Annotated in this window: 16 protein-coding genes and 1 pseudogene; 9 read left to right on the forward strand and 8 right to left on the reverse strand. The window is 58.2% G+C overall.

Annotated elements, in window-relative coordinates; genetic code table 11:
• Positions 1 to 45: 45 nt before the first annotated feature.
• Positions 46 to 1131, reverse strand: a complete 1086-nt coding sequence (locus G3N94_RS00955; protein ID WP_205790015.1) for an AraC family transcriptional regulator — start codon at positions 1129 to 1131, stop codon at positions 46 to 48.
• 251 nt (positions 1132 to 1382) lie between these two features.
• Here G3N94_RS00955 and G3N94_RS00960 point away from each other — a divergent pair, with 251 nt between their 5' ends.
• The 3 genes from G3N94_RS00960 (at position 1383) to G3N94_RS00970 (ending at position 4318) form a co-directional block, all read left to right on the forward strand.
• On the forward strand, positions 1383 to 2474 hold the full coding sequence (locus tag G3N94_RS00960) for a zinc-binding dehydrogenase (protein ID WP_205790017.1): 1092 nt from the start codon (positions 1383 to 1385) through the stop codon (positions 2472 to 2474).
• Between the two features lie 81 nt (positions 2475 to 2555).
• A complete protein-coding gene (locus tag G3N94_RS00965) occupies positions 2556 to 3086 on the forward strand; it encodes a 2,4'-dihydroxyacetophenone dioxygenase family protein (protein WP_205790019.1) in 531 nt (176 codons plus the stop codon).
• A 170-nt stretch (positions 3087 to 3256) separates the two neighbouring features.
• Positions 3257 to 4318: an alpha/beta hydrolase gene (locus G3N94_RS00970; RefSeq protein ID WP_205790020.1), complete on the forward strand. Its 1062-nt coding sequence runs from the start codon at positions 3257 to 3259 to the stop codon at positions 4316 to 4318.
• 345 nt (positions 4319 to 4663) lie between these two features.
• Here G3N94_RS00970 and G3N94_RS00975 read toward each other — a convergent pair whose 3' ends face one another.
• Positions 4664 to 5674: an IS630 family transposase gene (locus G3N94_RS00975; RefSeq protein ID WP_241021483.1), complete on the reverse strand. Its 1011-nt coding sequence runs from the start codon at positions 5672 to 5674 to the stop codon at positions 4664 to 4666.
• Positions 5675 to 6953: 1279 nt separating this feature from the next.
• Here G3N94_RS00975 and G3N94_RS00980 point away from each other — a divergent pair.
• The 4 genes from G3N94_RS00980 (at position 6954) to G3N94_RS00995 (ending at position 11678) form a co-directional block, all read left to right on the forward strand.
• Positions 6954 to 7274, forward strand: coding sequence for a DUF485 domain-containing protein (locus tag G3N94_RS00980; RefSeq protein WP_205790024.1), 321 nt, complete (start codon positions 6954 to 6956; stop codon positions 7272 to 7274).
• Positions 7271 to 8953: a cation/acetate symporter ActP gene (gene actP, locus G3N94_RS00985; RefSeq protein WP_241021476.1), complete on the forward strand. Its 1683-nt coding sequence runs from the start codon at positions 7271 to 7273 to the stop codon at positions 8951 to 8953. Before G3N94_RS00980 ends, actP begins: the two co-directional genes overlap by 4 nt.
• A 299-nt stretch (positions 8954 to 9252) precedes the next feature.
• Complete coding sequence (locus G3N94_RS00990; protein WP_205790026.1) at positions 9253 to 10320, forward strand: porin; 1068 nt, start codon at positions 9253 to 9255, stop codon at positions 10318 to 10320.
• 62 nt (positions 10321 to 10382) lie between these two features.
• On the forward strand, positions 10383 to 11678 hold the full coding sequence (locus G3N94_RS00995; protein WP_205790164.1) for an IS701 family transposase: 1296 nt from the start codon (positions 10383 to 10385) through the stop codon (positions 11676 to 11678).
• 783 nt (positions 11679 to 12461) lie between these two features.
• Here G3N94_RS00995 and G3N94_RS01000 read toward each other — a convergent pair.
• The 3 genes from G3N94_RS01000 to G3N94_RS01010 form a co-directional block, all read right to left on the reverse strand.
• Entirely contained in the window at positions 12462 to 13205 is a 744-nt protein-coding gene (locus G3N94_RS01000; protein ID WP_205790028.1) for an SDR family NAD(P)-dependent oxidoreductase, read from the reverse strand.
• Between the two features lie 138 nt (positions 13206 to 13343).
• Positions 13344 to 14459, reverse strand: coding sequence for an alkene reductase (locus G3N94_RS01005; RefSeq protein WP_205790030.1), 1116 nt, complete (start codon positions 14457 to 14459; stop codon positions 13344 to 13346).
• 177 nt (positions 14460 to 14636) lie between these two features.
• Complete coding sequence (locus G3N94_RS01010; RefSeq protein ID WP_205790032.1) at positions 14637 to 15092, reverse strand: MarR family winged helix-turn-helix transcriptional regulator; 456 nt, start codon at positions 15090 to 15092, stop codon at positions 14637 to 14639.
• A gap of 60 nt (positions 15093 to 15152) precedes the next feature.
• Between G3N94_RS01010 and G3N94_RS01015 the strand changes: the two genes are divergently transcribed.
• Together G3N94_RS01015 and G3N94_RS42095 are read left to right on the forward strand one after the other, a co-directional pair.
• Positions 15153 to 15689: a PaaI family thioesterase gene (locus G3N94_RS01015; RefSeq protein ID WP_205790034.1), complete on the forward strand. Its 537-nt coding sequence runs from the start codon at positions 15153 to 15155 to the stop codon at positions 15687 to 15689.
• Between the two features lie 366 nt (positions 15690 to 16055).
• Complete coding sequence (locus G3N94_RS42095) at positions 16056 to 16538, forward strand: hypothetical protein (protein ID WP_241021477.1); 483 nt, start codon at positions 16056 to 16058, stop codon at positions 16536 to 16538.
• Positions 16539 to 16642: 104 nt separating this feature from the next.
• Here the strand turns inward: G3N94_RS42095 and G3N94_RS42100 are convergent.
• The 3 genes and pseudogenes from G3N94_RS42100 to G3N94_RS01030 form a co-directional block, all read right to left on the reverse strand.
• Positions 16643 to 16714, reverse strand: a pseudogene (locus G3N94_RS42100) (glyoxalase); the annotation flags it as partial.
• A 329-nt stretch (positions 16715 to 17043) separates the two neighbouring features.
• Entirely contained in the window at positions 17044 to 17487 is a 444-nt protein-coding gene (locus G3N94_RS01025; RefSeq protein ID WP_205790036.1) for a DUF6691 family protein, read from the reverse strand.
• Entirely contained in the window at positions 17484 to 17933 is a 450-nt protein-coding gene (locus G3N94_RS01030; protein WP_205790038.1) for a YeeE/YedE family protein, read from the reverse strand. The genes G3N94_RS01025 and G3N94_RS01030 overlap by 4 nt, the downstream gene beginning before the upstream one ends.
• Between the last annotated feature and the right edge of the window lie 48 nt (positions 17934 to 17981).

A 17981-nucleotide genomic window follows, 5' to 3' on the forward strand; every position in this document is an offset into this window, starting at 1 on the left:
GCTGCAGATGATCTGTCGGAGAAAATACGCAGGGAACGGTTACGTTTATCGAGCACTGCCTGCTTCGTCAGTCTCTTCCGCAGTCCGGAACAGATCTGACGGCAGGGAGAAGACTTCAGTAGTGGATTCGAAGGCGGTGGCGGTTCGGCGCTGTGCAATCAGTTGGCGCGGTGAAATGCCATACCAGCGCTGGCAGGCACGTGCATAGGTGCTTTGCTCGGAGTAGCCAAGCATTGTCGAGATCAGCGAGACACGCATGCCAGTAGCCGACAATTCCCAGGACAACGCACGGCGCACGGCATCGAGAATTTCTTCAAAAGACGTGCCTGTTTCTGCTAGTCGTTTTTGTAGCACACGTGGATGTAGTGCCATTGCATCGGCGACCGTCAACAGCGTAGCACGGCGGATTTTCAGCAGATGGTGAATTGTCTCGCGCACTTGATCGACAATCGAGACTCTTGGCTCGGCTAAAGCGAGGTAGTTCTCGGCGAGTGCCAGCGCTGCAGCGTCCCGCCCCGGGACCCGCCTGTCCAGCATGTCGATGGGAAATTGCACTGAGTTTTCTTCAGCCTCAAATTGGACCGGGCAACCGAACACCTCGCGATATCTCTCCGGAGAAGAAATGCGGGGATGCTGCAAGGTGACTTTGAGCGGGACGAATTCCCCACCGAGCATGAGCCGGAACGCTTCCATCGTGACGGAGAAGGTCTTCTCAATCATCTGATCCCTGTGCGCGAGTTGCCGCAGGGAAATTGCATACGAAAAAGTCGCCGTGTGCCTTCCGCGTCGCAGTTCAGCGACATCGGGGGGCGCCAATACCTTGAGATAGCGACAGACGCCCTCGAGTGCGTCGGCGACGGTCTCAGAGTGCCGCAAGAGCACCGCAACTGGACCGAGGAACTGAATCCCCTGCTTGCGGCCGAGACGCATGCCAAAGTCGTGGCAGCTCAACTCGCGTGCCGCTGCGCCCATCAATGCAGCCATTCCTGAATAGGTGATGAATCGGTCTGGATCACCCACGGCCGACGGATCGATGCCGCAACCACGCGCGACCGCGTCCGGGTTGCCACCGAGGTCGGATACCAAACTCGCGAAGTGGAGCAGCGCTGTGCCGCGGATCAGGTCAGCCATAGTCGTCAAAAGATAAATTATTTTCGCGAGAAGTCAAGTTTGCTCTCCACGAGAAGCGCCATCATTCATCAACGCCACGGCATGAAGATGGCGTCAAATATAGATTCCACTGGAGAGGAGCGAGGCATGAGCTTCAGGACAATTCGCAGCTTTGTCCGGGAAACCGGCGCCTGCGGCAAGGAGGGAACCTGCGTCCCATGCGGTCGTGGTTTACCCAAATCGGTCAGTGAGTACGTAGGCAGGAGTCCGCGATGACGATGCGCACTGTTGTCATGCGTCAAGGGACCCTGAGCGTGGCCGACGTACCCCGTCCCCGGCCCAGCACCGGCGAAGTCTTAGTCAAGACCCTCGCGTGCGGCATTTGCGGAAGCGACCTGCACTGCTGCAAGCATGGTGCGCAACTACTCGCGGCAGCGCGGGAGATTGCCGGCGTCGAGCTCTTCGATTTCGATGCGCCTGTTGTGCTCGGTCATGAGATCTGCGCCGAAGTGGTCGAGTACGGCCCAGGCTGTCAGGGCACTATCCCAGTGGGCACCCGCGTCGTCTCGGCCCCATTCCTCATTCGCCCAGAACCGGTCACGCTAGGATTCGGAAGTCTGGACACTCCTGGAGGCTTTTCCGAATACATGCTGTTGTCGGAGCCTCTGCTTCTTCCGGTCCCGGATCACGTGTCCGACGATCTCGCTACCCTTGCTGAGCCGGTGGCGGTCGCATTGCATGCTGTCAACCGTGGCAATCTCGGTTCCGACGACGTACCTATCGTGATCGGTTGCGGTCCAATCGGACTCGCGATCATCGCGGTGCTCAAGATGCGCGGTATTGGCCCGATCATCGCAGCGGATTTCTCGCCAGCGCGTCGCGCGATGGCCGCCGAGCTTGGGGCAGACATTGTGGTCGATCCACGCGAAGTATCGCCATATGAATCGTGGCGTTCGGCTGCCGCTGTATCAGACCCCAACCGTCTGGGTCGCCAGACCCCGATGTTCCCAGGCGCAGCCTTCCGTCCTTCGGTCGTGTTCGAGTGCGTGGGCGCCCCCGGGATTATTCAGCAGATTCTGGCAGGCGCTGCGCCATGCTCGCGGGTCGTGGTCGTTGGTCTTTGCATGGAGAAGGACAGCTTTCAACCATCCTATGCAATCCTAAAAGAAATAGACCTTGTCTTCTGCGTCGCCTTCAGTATTGAAGAATTCGTTCAAGCCTTCACGTATATCGCATCGGGCGAGTTGAAGGTGGATGCGCTCATCACAGGGCATGTCGGGCTTGACGGTGTGCCGGACGCCTTTACCAGGCTCGGCGACCCCGAAAAGGACGTAAAGATCGTCGTCCATCCCCACGCCCGGTAAGTTCGAGCGAAAACGTACGTGTATGTCTGAGGGCAACCATTAGCGGGTTGCCCAAAACAATCAAAGCCTATGGAGGCAACTATGAACGTCAAAACCGCAGAAAAATTGCCCGTTTTTTCACTTCCGCAGGACCAACTGCTCACCCTCAACGTCAATGACCTTCCGGTGATGCAGGATGCTATGGGTCCCGGAGTTCACTTCAAGGCGCTGCTGGCGGATCCGGAGGGCGCGGTATCGGCCGTGCTCGGTATCTTCTCTCCTGGCGCCGTCGTGCCGGCCCACTATCACACCGGCGCAGTGCATGGATATACGCTGAGCGGCATGTGGTACTACGCGGAGTATCGCGACCAGCCGCAGACGGCAGGCTCTTATCTCTATGAGCCGGCTGCATCGGTGCACACGTTTGTCGTCCCGGAAACGAACACCGAGGACACAGTTGTTCTGTTCATCGTCTTCGGCGGAAATATCAATTTCGACGACGAAGGAAAGTTCCACTCCGTCCTCGATGCCATGACCCTCCAGAACCTGATCAAGATGTGCTCGGAGAAGCAGGGGATCGACCAGGTCCGTTATCTGAAAGGCGGCTCGGTGCACTACAGCACCGATAAATAACAGCTTGGTCTAGCTCGGTCGAACGGGCCGTGTGCAGCGCCTGGTCGTCATGGTGAAACCTGTGACGATCGGGTGCTGGTCTGATACATAAAGAATTCCGCTCGGTGCTTCAAACGGTTCATGTACGGGGGGGCGCAGGCGGAATAGGAGATCATCGAGGAGAAATGGCCATGAGTAATAGGGACTGGGTTCAGCGGACCGTCCTGGCGAACGGGCAGCGTATCCATCTAAGGATTGCCGGATCATCGGGGCCTATGGTGCTGCTGTGTCACGGGTTTCCGGAATCGTGGTATTCGTGGCGGCATCAACTCGATGCGCTCGCCGCCGCAGGATTTCGCGCCGTCGCGATGGATATGCCAGGATACGGCCGGTCGTCGAAACCAACCGATCCGACGGCCTATGGCGTAACTGAACTGGTCGACGTCTGCGCCGACGTTGTCAAGGCCTTGGGCGAGACGTCTGTCGTGATTGTTGGTCATGATCTCGGCGCCCCCGTCGCTTGGACCGCGGCGTGGACTCGACCTGACGTCTTTCGCGCGGTTGTCGGGATGAGTGTTCCCTTTGGGGCGCGCGGCTTGGTTGGTCTTCCGGGGAGCCCGTTCGGCGAGATCCGGTTGAGCGAAGCGGGCGAGCAATTGGCTGGTCCGGACCGGATGTTTTATCACGAATACTTCACACTTCATGCTTCGGCCGCGATACAGGAGGCTGAGCAGGATCTGCGTGCCTGGTTGTCCGCCTCGTTTTATAGTCTGTCGGCGGATCGTCCGTTGCCGCCACAGCTTGCGGGCGTGGATCTGACGAACATGCCCGACGAAATGGTCCGTGGGTTCGTTCGTGCTGCTATGTCTGTGCCGCGGTCGGAGGGGATGGGCAGTGTTCTGGAAGTGCCGGAGGTGCTGCCAGCGTGGATCGATGCCGAAACTCTCAACTACTGCGTGGCTGAGCTGGAATATGGTGGGCTGACTGGTCCCTTTAATTACTATATGAACGGTGATCGCGATTGGGAACTGCTTGGTCAGTACCAGGGCAAGCCCATCACCGTCCCCGCGCTATATATCGGCGGCGACCGGGATATTGTGACGATCTGGGGACAGGAATCAATCCGCCGTGCGAAGGAGAATTTAACCGATTTGCGCGGAACGGTCATCCTTCCAAACTGCGGGCACTGGATTCAACAGGAGCAGCCTGCAGCGGTCAATCGTGAACTTCTGGCGTTCCTGAGATCGCTGTGAGCTGATTTTCATATACGCGGTCGGTACTGCATGGAGTTCTTGGCATCTCACGGACAGCGGGACAGAGCCGCGTGATTGCTGCCTTGTATTCTGTCTGGACCATGCGTTGCAGATAAACATGTCGCCGTACTCGATTGTAGACGCTGCCGATCTAGTGCGGGTGCCTATGAGTACGGCGGCCCTGTCCTTGTAAATCCGCTTCTTCACTCATTTGTTCTCGTGGTCGCAACTTCGCGTATCCGACGAACGCGCGAATTCACCGCAATAGGTGTTCATCTTCTTGCGCACGCTTTGAGGCAGCCCATGCATCCGGGCACAGTCGCAGGTCGATGCAATGTCCAGTACCTAGTCCATTGAATCAGAAGAATTGGTGGTGATGCGGCGAGTTGGATCGTTGTAGGTCCACTGCAATGGTTTCGGGTCCTTGTTGTACTGACGGATGTAACGCATGAGCTTCTTGTCGAGGTCTTTGATGGAAGTGAAGACGCCGCGGCTGATGACGTCGCGCTGGATGCGTGCGAACCAATTCTCGACCTGGTTGAGCCATGATGAGTAGGTCGGGGTGTAGTGGATATGCACGCGCCGATGCTTGGTCAGAAACGCCTGCACGAGATCGGTCTTATGGCTGCTGACGTTGTCGCAGATGACGTGGATTTGGCGTCGACGGGGCTGGCTGGCGAGCACATCCTGAAGGAAGCCGACGAACTGCTCGCTGGTGTGGCGAGCGGCTGTCTTGCCAAGGATTTCGCCGGTACTGGTGTTGAGCGCGGCAAACAGACTGAGCGTGCCATTGCGCTTGTATTCGAAGCCGTGGCTTTCGGCCCGCCCTGGCGACAGCGGCAACATCCGGTCTTTGCGGTCCAGCGCCTGAATCGCCGTCTTCTCATCCACGCAGAACACGACCGCATGCGCCGGCGGATTCAGGTACAGGCCGATCACGTCGGCCGCCTTGGTCTCGAAATCCGGATCGTTGGAGACCATGTGGGTATCAAGCCGATGCGGGCGCACGCCGTGCTTGCGCCATATCCGCTGAATCGTGGAGAACGACACGTCGCCCAATTCGTCAGCCAGCTTGCGGCTGCTCCAGTGCGTGGAGCCGTCGCGCGGCACATGCTTCAGAGTTCGCGCCAGCACCCGCGCTTCAAGCTTGGCGACCGGCTGCTTGGGGGCTCGCCCCGGATGAAACGAGACCAGACCGGCCAAGCCTTGCGCCTCAAACGCCTGGGTCCAGCGCGAGATGAATGCGTCATTGCAGGCAAGCTTGGATCGAATATCGACCCGGCGCTCTGCATCGGCCCAAAGCAGCACGCAGCGTGCCCGCCGCGCGAGCGCTGCATTGCCATGACGCTTGCGCATCACGGCCTCCAGTTCGGTACGTTGTTCGCTCGTCAGCATCGTTCTAGTCATGCCCAAGCATATGGGAACGATACATCCAATTTCAATGTTTCAGTGGACTAGCACATCTCGCACGCCAAGTAGTCTGTAGATAACGCCCAGGGGAATTGGCATATGAGTCTGGTTCTCGAATTTCATGACGGTGTACGCCTATCTGTCTCCGAGCGGACCTTCCTGCCAGTTCGACGGGAGTTTGCTACTACGGATGGAAGCGAAGCTGCTAGCTTTGTCCGATGGACTTCTGCTTCAGGCGCGCTGTCACGTTGCTGCACGAAATTATTGAACAGGCGGCGACATGAATTCGCGAGGCGTCGACGCGTGCGCATACACCATTGGCCCTGTCAGCCGAAGCTCTGGAGACCTCGCTGGCTGACCTTCCTTGAAGGCGTGTAACCGAGCGTTCCGCGCATTGGCAAGAACGGTTACCGTCCTATCTGGCGCGAAGAGGATCTCTTGCGACTTTCCCTCCTGTTCCGGTATTCGTGTGATGTCACAAGCCTGTTGCCGACGAGCGCATGATCCCGTTCATCACAATCACGATCGTTGGCCAGTAAGCCATTAAGTGTCTCCGCGACATCAAAGAGAACCCGCCGGTGTGGCCCAACCTCGATGACGTCGGTGGATATGGACTACTAATAATAATATGCTATCGATGTCATAGTCTACCCCTAAGGGTTAACAGTGTTAGCGAATTTCGAGATGGGCGAGTAACCTAGTGATCACTGTTAGCCGCATGCAACTGTGACGGTCGTGTTCCACTGCGTGCTTCCTGTCGTGTGTGAGACGTCTTACGTTGTGTCATGGTCGGTTCGTGTCGACTCGTCCGGTGTGCCGCCAATCTAGAGATTTCCCTTTGCCGCGTCGAGTGCGCTGGATGCTCAACTTAACGATGGGAAAACGGTTGTTACAGATGAAGTCAGTCGCCGACGGAACTCTCCGGGCCGAACAGGCTGTATTGATCTGTCCAATTTTAAAGGGTGGCGGATCGCCTGAGCCTCAGTGACGCATGTTTAGCAGGTCGTGAAAACTCACGATGCCGCGGCTGGCACCAGTGAGCGGCATCAACAGTCTCGGCAAATGAGGTATCGAAGTGCTCCGTGACAAATAATGTCAGGCATATAAATTTCGAATACTAACGAATAAAAATGATCTGAATAGTAATACGTGGCTGGATATCCATGTCACGGCTTCCGTCAGTCACTGTGACGTTGCGATCAGGCAAATTTCAAGCGAGGAATCCATGTCAGAACCGACCCTGAAGTTGCAGCAGACGATGCGGGCTAAATCCGATTTCAAGTGGCTCGTGACCAATCGTGCGCGACTGCGTTGGGGGTTGTCCGGAATCACGCTTGCACTGTTTTTTGGATTCGTTCTGATCCTACCCGTCGTTCCCGAGGTGTTGGGGCGCGACCTGCCTGATATCCATTTCCCGATCGGATTCGCTCTGGCTTTGGCAATGGTCGTGCTCATGGTCGCGATTACAGGCACATATGTTTTTGTCTCGAATTGTCTGTTCGACCCCCTGTCCACGAAAATTGCAAAAAATGAGGCCAGGCAATGATCGCTCGCGTCCCCGTCGCCCTCACACTTTTCGAAGTGCCTTGCGTTGCCCTCGCTGCCGAGCCGGGCCGGCGACCCTCGAACTGGGTTGCTATCGGGATGTTTCTCGTCATCGTGGCTGTCACGCTTGTCATTACCGCGCGCTCGGCAAGGCACACCCGGTCAAAGAGTGAATTCTATGCCGCCGGCGGTTCCATCACCCCAATTCAAAATGGCATGGCAATCGCCGGTGACTTCCTTTCGGCGGCGGCCTTTCTCGGGATCTCCGCGCTGGTCTACTCGAAAGGGTTCGATGGCGTTCTCTATGCCATCGGTTTCCTTACCGGCTGGCCGATCGTCCTGATCCTGATGTCGGAGCGAATGCGCAACCTCGGAAGATATACGTTTGCCGACGCGGTTTCGTTCAGGTTGACTCATCCGATGGTCCGGCTCGTGGCGGCGATCGGAAGCCTCGTCGTCGTTCTGTTTTACCTCACCGCCCAACTGATTGGGGCAGGGAAGATTGTCGAACTGCTCTTCGGCCTACCGTACTGGATGTCAATCGTCGGGGTAGGCCTGTTGATGATCTTCTATGTGACCGTCGGCGGCATGACGGCGACGACCTGGGTGCAGATCACGAAGGCCTGCCTGCTTCTTGGGGGCGGCACTCTAATGGTGTTTGTCGTTTTGCTTCGTTTCGATTTCAGCATCGCACAACTATTGGCCAAAGCCACCAGCATTCACCCTGAAGGCGATGCCATCCTCCGCCCCGGAGGCCTCTTCGCGGAACCCGTCTCAGCAGTCTCTCTTGGCCTCGCACTCGTCTTCGGCACGGCAGGCCTGCCGCATATCATGATGCGATTTTTCACGGTGAAGGATGCGACCGGTGCGCGCACCTCTGTCTTCTACGCGACCATCATCGTCGCTTATTTCTGCGTGGTGATCCCGATCATTGGATTCGGGGCTGCTGCTGTGCTGATGGGGGATACAAGCTATTTCAATCTGAGTTCGACCGGAACGTACAACCCAATTGGCAACCTTATTGGCGGACCGAATCTGGCGGCCATTCACCTGGCCGACGCAACTGGGGGACCACTGCTGAAAGGATTCATGTCGGCTGTTGCATTCGCAACAATTCTCGCAGTCGTTGCTGGTTTGGCATTGGCGAGCGCGTCCGCCGTCAGTCATGACATTTATGGCCAGATTATCGCTCGGGGACAAGCCGACGAACGGCAGGAACTGAAAATCTCGCGTATCTCCGTGGTGGTCACTGGCGTGGTGTCGGTGGCGTTGGCCTACGCCTTCGAAAACCAGAACGTGGCATTCATGGTTGGCTTGGCACTCGCGGTCGCGGCAAGCTGCAATTTCCCGGTTCTGCTGATGGCGCTTTTCTGGCGCGGAACGACGTCGCGGGGTGCAGTCGCGGGCGGTCTCGCAGGGTTGATCGCGGCAGTAACGCTGGTTGTGCTCAGTCGCACTGTCTGGGTCACGTTGTTTGGATACAAGGCCCCCGTCTTTCCCTACGAAAACCCAGCGCTGTTCTCAATGCCGGTCGCTTTCGCCTTCATCTGGCTATTCTCGATCTCCGATCACAGTCGAAGTGCCGAGTCGGAACGAGCGGCTTTCGCGATGCAGTTTGTCCGCTCCGAGATCGGCCTCGCTCCGATTGAGATCGATGCAGATTTGGAGGCCATTCAGTGACGATAAACATCATGCTGCATGAAGTAAATATTCGGATTCCTATTCAATCAGAGAGTCGAGTCGAGCGTCGCCGCACGCGGTAGTACGTTCGCACGCCGCCAGAGGACGCGGCCGTGACTAGAGTTCTCCGTCTCGTTCAGAAAACGATGAAGACGCGAAGGCGTTTCTCGAACAAAGCTTTGAGGCGTTTGTTTATCACGTCTTTCTCGGGCAATAAATAACTACGCACGAGACAAGCAACGAACTTCAATGCGTTGCGGAATCATAGGTCAGAAAACTAGAGACGCTAGGAGACATTGATGAGCAAGAAGGTGACTTTTCTGGCAGCTTCACTCGGCTTCACCATGTGTGCGAGCAGCTTTGCACAGAGCAGCGTGACACTATATGGTGCGGTAGACGGTGGTTTGCTTTTCACGAGCAAGACGCTTGATTTAGCAACTGGTCGAAACGCGGGTCGACAATTTTCGATGATCAATGCCGGGCTGACGGCCTCAGGGTTTGGTCTCACGGGAACGGAGGATCTGGGGGGAGGACTGAAGGCAACGTTCAAGCTCGAAAGCGGTGTCAGCATTGGCAATGGCGGTTTCGACAATTCAAACGGTAATCCGTTTGGCCGTCAGGCCTGGGTGGCGTTGGGGGGGAATTTTGGAGAGTTCAAGGCGGGTCTGCAGTTCTCGCCGTTCTTCGAGGCGATCCATGATTCAGATCCCCGCAGTTATTCCCAATTCGGTAGTGGCCTCGTCAACTATGTGGATAACGTACTTGTAACCGGGCTCTTCAATGCGAATGCGGTGTTATATACCAGTCCTACATTCGCCGGGTTCACGGGTAAAGTGATGTTCGCACTGGGTGGTGAAGCTGGCAATTTTCAGGCGGGGCGCCAGTATTCAACAAGCCTGAAATATGAGTCTGGAAGCCTAATGATCAACGCGGCAATGTATAAGGGGAATAGCGGCGGAGAAGTGAAAACGCCGATTCCCAGTACCGAAGCGTTTCTGGGCCGTACGCTCGGCGTTGCATACAACTTCGGTCCGATCACTGCCAAGGCGTCGTTCGTCAACTACAAGGTCTCGGGATCGTTCAATAACAATGTCTACAGTGGCGGTCTCGATTGGCTTGTTGAACCACAGCTTGATGTCAACGGTGGCGTCTGGGTGACGAGCGATCGAAACGGCACGAAGAATCACTCACTGATGGTGGCTCTGGGTGCTGAATACTATCTGTCGAAAGCGACCACACTCTACACGCAAGTTGGCGTCGTAAATAACCATGGAGCAATGAACACTGGCCTATCTATCAATGGTGCGTTGTATGGTGCGTCGGGTACTACGCTGGGTGTTAATCTAGGGTTGCGACACATCTTCTAGTCTTACTGTGTCAATAAATTCATGCCATTATAGGACCTTCTTCATCCATGACGTGAGGAATGATGGACTGGGAGACGTCATTCGAGGCGTATCTGGAACATTTGTGTGAATCGCTTGGGCATAGCGACCGCGAGTCAGGATTGAGAGGCTATTGCCAAGGGGTGATGCTGCCAATTCGGCGCAAGAGCGTCGAGCCGCTGGCGGCACATCTGGAACCGGAGCATGTGAGCGCGCGGCACCAGTCGCTGCATCATTTCGTGGCGAAGTCGGAATGGTCCGATCCGGCGCTGCTCGAGCAGGTGCGGCGCTGGGTGCTGCCGCACATGGATCCGGCTGGCGGGTTGTACTGGATCATTGACGACACGGGATTTCCCAAGAAGGGTAAGCATTCGGTCGGCGTGGCACGGCAATACTGCGGTCAGTTGGGCAAGCAGGACAACTGCCAGGTTGCGGTGAGCCTGTCGGTGGCGACGGAAGACGCGAGCCTACCAGTGTCGTACCGACTGTATCTGCCGCGTGAATGGAGCGACGATCCCGTGCGACGACAGAAAGCTGGCGTGCCCGAGGAAATCGAGTTTGCAACCAAACCGGAGATTGCGGCCGGGCAGTTGCGCGAGGCACGGCAAAGCGGCGCGCCCGACGGTATCGTGTTGGCCGATGCGGGCTATGGAGACGACACCTCGTTTCGCGAGGCCGTCAGCGAACTCGGGCTGCAGTATGCGGTGGGCATTCGCTCGAACACGCGCGTATGGGCGCCGGGCACAGCTCCTCTACCGCCCGAGCCCGCCGCGGGGAAATCGGGCCGGCCACGCAGCTTATTACGGCGCGCACCGGGACATGAGCCGATCGGAGTCAAGGATCTGGCCTCGACGCTCGATGTCTCACGCTATCGCAACGTGATATGGCGCGAAGGTACGTGCGCCGCACTCAGTTCGCGCTTTGCCGCCGTGCGCGTGCGTGCTTCACACCGCGATTACTGGCGCTCCACACTGCGAAATGAGGAATGGCTGCTGATCGAATGGCCCGAAGGTGATGCGGAGCCCCTCAAATACTGGCTTTCGACTTTGCCCCCAGACACGACGCTCGAACGACTGGTTCATGTCGCCAAGATGCGCTGGCGAATCGAGCGGGACTATCAGGATCTCAAGCAGGAGTTCGGCCTGGGGCACTTCGAAGGACGTGGCTGGCGTGGATTCCATCACCATGCATCGTTGTGTATTGCTGCCTATGGGTTTCTTGTTGCTCAACGCCTCATTCAAGGCGACAGTAAAAAAAACTCCGCGATCCGCGACCCATTTGCCTTACCCTCGGATTACGTGCCACGCGGGTCCCCAGCGCGCACAGCGCCACGTGGCTGATTCCATCACCACGCTGCGCTGGCGTATCGCTGCATACATCGCGCGCCGGCTCGAGCGATGTCCGGTTTGTTCAGCATCCAATGCTAATTTATTGACACAGTAAGACTAGGCGCTAGTGAGCATTGATAGTCAAAGAGAGGACTCTGTTATGCAGCCCACCTTGCGATGGTGCGGATATTGAGGCCAAGGCGCGGTCGGACAATGCTGTATTAACCGAGAGTCCCTGGAGCGGGAGTTGGTCGACGATCGTGAAATCGTGGTAGTCGGCCTTGGAGCACGTAGTACCTATCTCTGCGTTTCCGCAGTACATTTGACAGGGTACTGATAGAAACGCGATCGAAAGGGTGAACGTGCAGTGGTGATGAGCGACGATTTCCTGGGCCATACCGACGGTCGTCGTCGCACCACGATGCAAGTCCTGCTGCCGTAGATTGGCCAAGGTGTGGCTGTCAATGGTGTCGCTCGAGCCGGCACAGCGCTCCTGCGCGAGTGACCTAGCAGTATCTGACACCGGTGTGGCGATTGCAGATCTCGGCAACTCAGAGTTCACGAAGGCAGGCGGATTCCTCCAGGCGGTCGCGGCGATCACGCGACATCTCAGCCGTCAAGCAGGACGAGGGACGTAGTCTGAGCCACGATTGGTGCCGATCACCAGCATGTAGCCGTGCTCAGGCACGATACCGCCGTGCCCGAGCGCCAGAGTGGATAGCCTACGGTGTGTAGCCCATGGTGCTAATGGCGATGGTGCCTGTCGGTGAAATGGGGCGGCCCGCCTATGCGCCCCTACCAGGTCTCCTTGTAGGGGCGCAGGTCCAACTCCTGCGTCCAAGCCGATCGATGCTGCTTGTGCAGCGACCAGTAATTCTCGGCAATGGCGTCGACATCCAGCAAACCATCCGCGCCCAAGTGCTCGACCCGTTGTGGGAAAGCACGTTCGAGGCGGTCGCCAAGCACTCCGCCGTCGACGATAACGTGGGCCACGTGCAATCCCAGCGGCCCGTACTCGCGGGCCATGCTTTGAGAGATCATGCGCAATCCGGCCTTGGCCGCCGCAAAGTGGGCAAAGCCTGGTTTCCCTCGCAGGCTGCCGGAGGCACCGGTGAAGATGACCGTACCCCGCCCCTGAGGCACCAGCCGTCGCGCTGCTTCTCGGCCGACGAGAAAGCCCGAATAGCAGCCCACGCGCCAGAAGTCTTCGAATTGTGCTGCGGTCAGTTGAGTGAAGTCGATGTGGGCATTGTTGCCGGCATTGGATATCACAACATCGACTGGCGCACGGTTGCTCCCTGGATTCATTGCACGATCGAAGGCGGCGGTCACCTGCGTCTCGTCGGTTGCATCCACTTGTAGTGCCTCGGCGCTCCCCGTGTCCAAAGCATTGATTTGTGCTACGACAGGCTCAATTTTGGACAACGTGCGCCCCGTGACGATCACGTGGTAGCCCTCGCGGGCGAAACGCCGGCTGACCGCCGCGCCAATGCCGCGCGCCGAACCCGCACCAAAGACAATCGAGGTGGGTTGACTCATTACTTCCCTCCCTATTAGTTCAAATACTGCAGATGTGGCGTGGTGTGGCGACGCTCTGTGAGGTGACGTTCAGGCGTCGGGCAAAAAGTGTGGCGAGGAGCAGGGTTAAAGCCACGAACCCGCATAGGTCTTCCCGTTTTAGGCGCGGGCGGCCTCGCCCAAGGTCGGATAGTCGGTGTAGCCGACTGCGCCGCCACCGTAAAAGGTCGGACGGTTGTAGGCATTGAGGCTGGCGCCCAGGCGTGCGCGTTCGGGCAGATCGGGATTGGCGATGAACAAACGCCCGAACGCGATGGCATCCGCGCGTCCCGCTTCGATCGCTGTTTCCGCGGTGGTAGGCGTGTAGTTTCCTGCCGCAATCAATACATTCGGCCAGTGTGGACGGAACAACTCCGACGCGAATGGCACGTTCTGGTGATCGACGTCGGCCTGACCCGCGCCACTGGCTCGAGGCTCGATCAAATGCAAATAGGCGAGACCCAGACGTGCAAGCTGTTTGACGAGATGGGTATACAGCAGCAGGGGCGCGTCCTCCCCACTGCCGTTGGCTACGCCAAAGGGCGATAGGCGGATGCCGACGCGGTCGGCGCCGAATACAGCTGAAACTGCTTCGGCTACCTCCACCACGATGCGGCATCGATTTTCGATCGAGCCGCCGTACGCATCCGTGCGGTAATTGCTGCGGCTTTGCAAAAACTGCTCAAGCAGGTACCCGTTGGCGCTGTGGATCTCCACGCCGTCGAAGCCGGCCTGCAGCGCATTGCGTGCTGCCTGCTCAAAGTCATCGACCAGCGACGCAATTTCCTGCGTTTCCAGTGCTCTCGGTGTCTCAAACGGCTCCCGTTCGAAATTGGCGGTGAACGCGTTGCCGGGAGCCGCGATTGCAGATGGCGCGACCGGGCGTTCGCCACCCAGGAGTGACGAATGCGAGATGCGACCAACATGCCAGAGTTGCAGAAAAATTAGGCCGCCCTTGGCATGTACCGCTTGGGTGACCGCCTTCCACCCCTCAATCTGCGCTGGGCTGTGAATGCCTGGTGTCGCGGGCATGCCCTGACCTGTGGGTGAAATTTGCGCGCCTTCGGTGATGATCAGCCCGCTCTGCGTGGCGCGCTGACGGTAGTACTCGACGTTCAGTGCATGCGGGGTGTTGCCGGGTTGAGCAGCGCGCATACGTGTAAGCGGAGCCATCACCACACGATGGGCGAGTGTGAGCGGGCCAAGCTGTAGCGGTGAGAACAATGTTTGAGTCATATCGAGAGTCTTTTTGAAATTAAATCTGTCAGCGATTGATCACGTGCTCCGTCAGTTCACGGAAACTATCCAAAAACACATCCACAAGCCTTCCTGGTAAGTTCTCGGCCGTATGCGACAACAAAGGCGCGGCGCCTGGAGGATCCGATTGCGCAGGCCAGTCTTCCGGGGCAAGGCTCAGTGAGTGATTTCCTCGGGAGGCGTTTCATCGAGACATGCAATACACCCGTCGAGCAGGTCGTGCAACGCCGCGACGCGCTTGTCGCCCAACCGTTCATTGAGCGCAATCTGCGCTGCTTTCCAGGCGCGCTGCGCTTCGGCCTGCTTGGTACGACCTGCCGTGGTTGCTTCGACGAGTCGGCTACGCGCGTCCTTGCCTGCGCGGATCTCCAGGTAGCCCTGGACGGTCAATGGCTGTAGGTTGCGCGTCAACGTCGAGGCGTCCATCTGCATGTGTCGGGCCAGATCTCCTGGCTGGATGGGGCCGAGCTTGACCACATAGGAAAGCAGAGCGTACTGAGTGTTCTTGAGTCCTGTCGCGGCGACATAGTGGTCGTAGTGGCGCGTCACCATGCGAGTGAGCTGGCGCAACTTCAGGTTGGTGCATCCCGTCGGCTTGGTGATATTCTTCATGCTGTATATTGTATCTACAAGTATTGTATATGCAATTAAATTTGAAGGAAGGAGGTGTCCGTGGATGTAAATGAGATTGTGGCCCTTTGGCAGGCAGACGAGGCGAGAGTACGCGCACACCTGAGTGCACCAGATGCCGAACCCAAGGGGCAGGTCTTTAGTCGCTCGGGGATGGAGATGTTCGAGGCGATCTTCGCTGGAGAACTGCCACCTGCGCCAATCGGCGATACGCTGGATTTCGTGCCGATCCACATGGAGCCGGGGGCTGCAGTCTTCCAGGGGCGACCGCAGCGCCGCCACTACAACCCGTTGGGGACCGTGCATGGAGGCTGGTTTGCCACGCTGCTTGACTCTGCAGTGGGCTGCGCAGTGCATTCGACGTTACCCGCCGGCAAGGGCTATACCACGCTGGAGCTCAAAGTAAACATGGTGCGTGCTCTGAATGATCGGATCCCCATCGTGCGTGCTGAAGGCAAAGTGCTTCATGTCGGGCGACAAGTAGCCACGGCAGAGGGGCGCATTGTCGGGCCGGACGGCAAGCTATATGCACATGCAAGCACGACATGCTTGATCTTCGACCATTCGGCTGGCACCTAATGGCACAGGGCTGATGCAACTGGGTGCAGGTCATTGCTGACTTCAGTGAGGCTCGTGCTTCCGAGGTGTGAAATGCTCGAAGTAGGTTTGCCGAAGTCTAGGCACGGCAAGAGATGGTCTAGTTGCGCGCGAGGACGTTGAATCAGCCGAATAGACCGAAAAAAAGGGGGCATCTTGTGGTTCCCCGACGGATTGACTACATCCTAGGTGTTGCACGCTGGAGCCGAGTCAATACCCATGCTACGCGACGACAGAGGAATGCAAGTCGGGTCGATCATTAGCCTGCGGCCTCGTCCTGGGCACAGCTGTCGGGGTTACGGTTTTGGCTGCGCATTCTGTTGCGTCTCCGGCGACCGGGATCGGTCAATGGAATCGATGGTGAAAGAGAATGCACATCGACATCTCGAGGGTTTGAACCGCTTTCGCAACTATCTTCTCGCGACCCAGTGGGATCTTGGCCGGCGGGAGTTGGTCGGACGCAAGCTCAGCGCCGCGGAATATCTTGCGGTGAAACCGGACGTGATCGGCTACCACGAGCGTATTCGGTTGCTGCGCTATCTCCTGGCGCTCGACGCATTGGAAGTGGAACGCGCCGAACGACATGCGGGGGATTTGGCGAGCGGTCGGCTCACATTTCGTGTCCTCATCGTGGAGGCTCCTTGCTTCCCGCTCGATCGTCACGCTGCGCGGTGCGCGCTGGGGAGCCGACGAGCGGCCGTGCGGACGCCGTTACGGTTAACGGAGCCTGCACCTATGCCAACCATGGTAAGCCGAAACTTCAGGCGTGGCGTGGCGCGTCTCGCGCGTCAAGCTCGCTCACGGCGCGTATTCACCAGACTCGTCAGGTGACTATGCTACGGAGCCCGCCGCGCCCTGATGCCAGGCGGCCAGTTTGAGCGACCGGTTGAATCCGCAATCAGTCACCGCACGCAGGACCGCCACGGTGGCCGCCATCATTTCTCTTCCCGCATCGATGGCGTAAAGGTGATGCCTACCAGCAATCCTTCCGGCCCGATGAAGCGACTGTGGCCGGCAGGCATCTCCACCCGGCAGCGAACAGCGATCGGGCGGGATCGGTAGCGCCCGCGGCATCGACTGTGTGCGTCACGTCGGAGGCGTACTGCTGACGCTTGATTGTCCCGTTCCGACTTTGGTCGAGCGGCCGTAGATGGCCGAACCCGAATGTTCGTCGTCCGAGGACGATCGAGCTTCCCGACTCGGCCTCGAATTTCCGTAGTCGACCCGTTTGGGCCACTCGCCTTTTCGGTCCTGAACGGCTCAATCAAGCCGTACTTCGGACACTGTCCTTTGACCGCACTGTTGCGTTCGGTCGATCAGACTGCATTCGCTGGCGTCATTGGTTGTGTGCGGACTTCATTAGCTTTGAACGGGTTAACGAATACAGTCCCCACCCGGCAATCATCGAGGGCAGGAAGTAGACCGCTTCGATGTTGGGTTGGGCTAGCAGGGCGATCGCAGGGCCAGGGCAGTATCCGGCAGCCCCCCATCCAAGGCCGAAAATCACCGCGCCGGCAACTAGCTGGAGATCGACGGAGGTTTCTTTCGGCAGATCGAAACTTTCGCCCAGCAAGGGGGAATTGCGCTTCAGTATGAAATGGAAGGCAACCATCGCGGTCAGGACGGCGCCGCCGAGGACAAGGAGAAGACTGCCATCCCACTGGCCGGTCACATCGAGAAAACCGAGCACCTTCTCTGCGTGAGTCATGCCGGACAGCGCAAGACCCAACCCAAAGAGAAGCCCGCAACCGAAGGCCGTTAGCTGTTTCAAAGCGCTCATGGCAGCCCGATCACATGACGTATTACATAGGTCGACACCATCGCTGCCGCCAGAAACGTGACGGTCGCGACGACCGAACGCCTCGACACGCGGGCGACCCCGCACACGCCGTGTCCACTGGTGCAACCATTGGCGAGCGCCGTGCCAAAGCCGGTCGCCAGACCGGCCACAACCAGAAGGACCGGCGGGAATCCGGAGCGCACGTGTAGCAGCCACCCGGTATCTCCGATTGCGCGTGCGACCGCGTAACAGCACGCTGCGCCAGCGACCAGTCCGAGAACGAATGCTGCCCGCCAGGCCGACCCGTTGCGAGGGCTCCAGACAAGCCGACGCGCGATACCGCTGATGCCCGCGATTTTTCCGTTCAGGCCGAGCAGCAGGGACGCGGACAGCCCGATAAGCACCCCACCGACGAGCGCGCTCCACGGAGTAAAAGATGTCGTCATCGCCGCGGTTACCCTCCTCTCGGGCCTCAGTCAGGCGACGCCGCGGGA

Origin of the sequence: Burkholderia sp. Ac-20353, from assembly GCF_017104785.1 — a bacterium.
In the GTDB taxonomy this organism is placed as follows: domain Bacteria; phylum Pseudomonadota; class Gammaproteobacteria; order Burkholderiales; family Burkholderiaceae; genus Burkholderia.

Excerpts from the sequence above, each read along its gene's own strand:
- G3N94_RS00970 (WP_205790020.1), top strand. The coding sequence starts at position 3,257 with ATGAGTAATAGGGACTGGGTTCAGCGGACCGTCCTGGCGAACGGGCAG.
- G3N94_RS00975 (WP_241021483.1), bottom strand. The coding sequence starts at position 5,674 with ATGCGCAAGCGTCATGGCAATGCAGCGCTCGCGCGGCGGGCACGCTGC.
- G3N94_RS00990 (WP_205790026.1), top strand. The coding sequence starts at position 9,253 with ATGAGCAAGAAGGTGACTTTTCTGGCAGCTTCACTCGGCTTCACCATG.
- G3N94_RS00980 (WP_205790024.1), top strand. The coding sequence starts at position 6,954 with ATGTCAGAACCGACCCTGAAGTTGCAGCAGACGATGCGGGCTAAATCC.
- G3N94_RS01030 (WP_205790038.1), bottom strand. The coding sequence starts at position 17,933 with ATGACGACATCTTTTACTCCGTGGAGCGCGCTCGTCGGTGGGGTGCTT.
- G3N94_RS01025 (WP_205790036.1), bottom strand. The coding sequence starts at position 17,487 with ATGAGCGCTTTGAAACAGCTAACGGCCTTCGGTTGCGGGCTTCTCTTT.
- G3N94_RS01005 (WP_205790030.1), bottom strand. The coding sequence starts at position 14,459 with ATGACTCAAACATTGTTCTCACCGCTACAGCTTGGCCCGCTCACACTC.
- G3N94_RS01000 (WP_205790028.1), bottom strand. The coding sequence starts at position 13,205 with ATGAGTCAACCCACCTCGATTGTCTTTGGTGCGGGTTCGGCGCGCGGC.
- G3N94_RS00955 (WP_205790015.1), bottom strand. The coding sequence starts at position 1,131 with ATGGCTGACCTGATCCGCGGCACAGCGCTGCTCCACTTCGCGAGTTTG.
- G3N94_RS00965 (WP_205790019.1), top strand. The coding sequence starts at position 2,556 with ATGAACGTCAAAACCGCAGAAAAATTGCCCGTTTTTTCACTTCCGCAG.
- G3N94_RS01010 (WP_205790032.1), bottom strand. The coding sequence starts at position 15,092 with ATGAAGAATATCACCAAGCCGACGGGATGCACCAACCTGAAGTTGCGC.
- G3N94_RS42095 (WP_241021477.1), top strand. The coding sequence starts at position 16,056 with ATGGAATCGATGGTGAAAGAGAATGCACATCGACATCTCGAGGGTTTG.
- actP (WP_241021476.1), top strand. The coding sequence starts at position 7,271 with ATGATCGCTCGCGTCCCCGTCGCCCTCACACTTTTCGAAGTGCCTTGC.
- G3N94_RS00995 (WP_205790164.1), top strand. The coding sequence starts at position 10,383 with ATGGACTGGGAGACGTCATTCGAGGCGTATCTGGAACATTTGTGTGAA.
- G3N94_RS00960 (WP_205790017.1), top strand. The coding sequence starts at position 1,383 with ATGACGATGCGCACTGTTGTCATGCGTCAAGGGACCCTGAGCGTGGCC.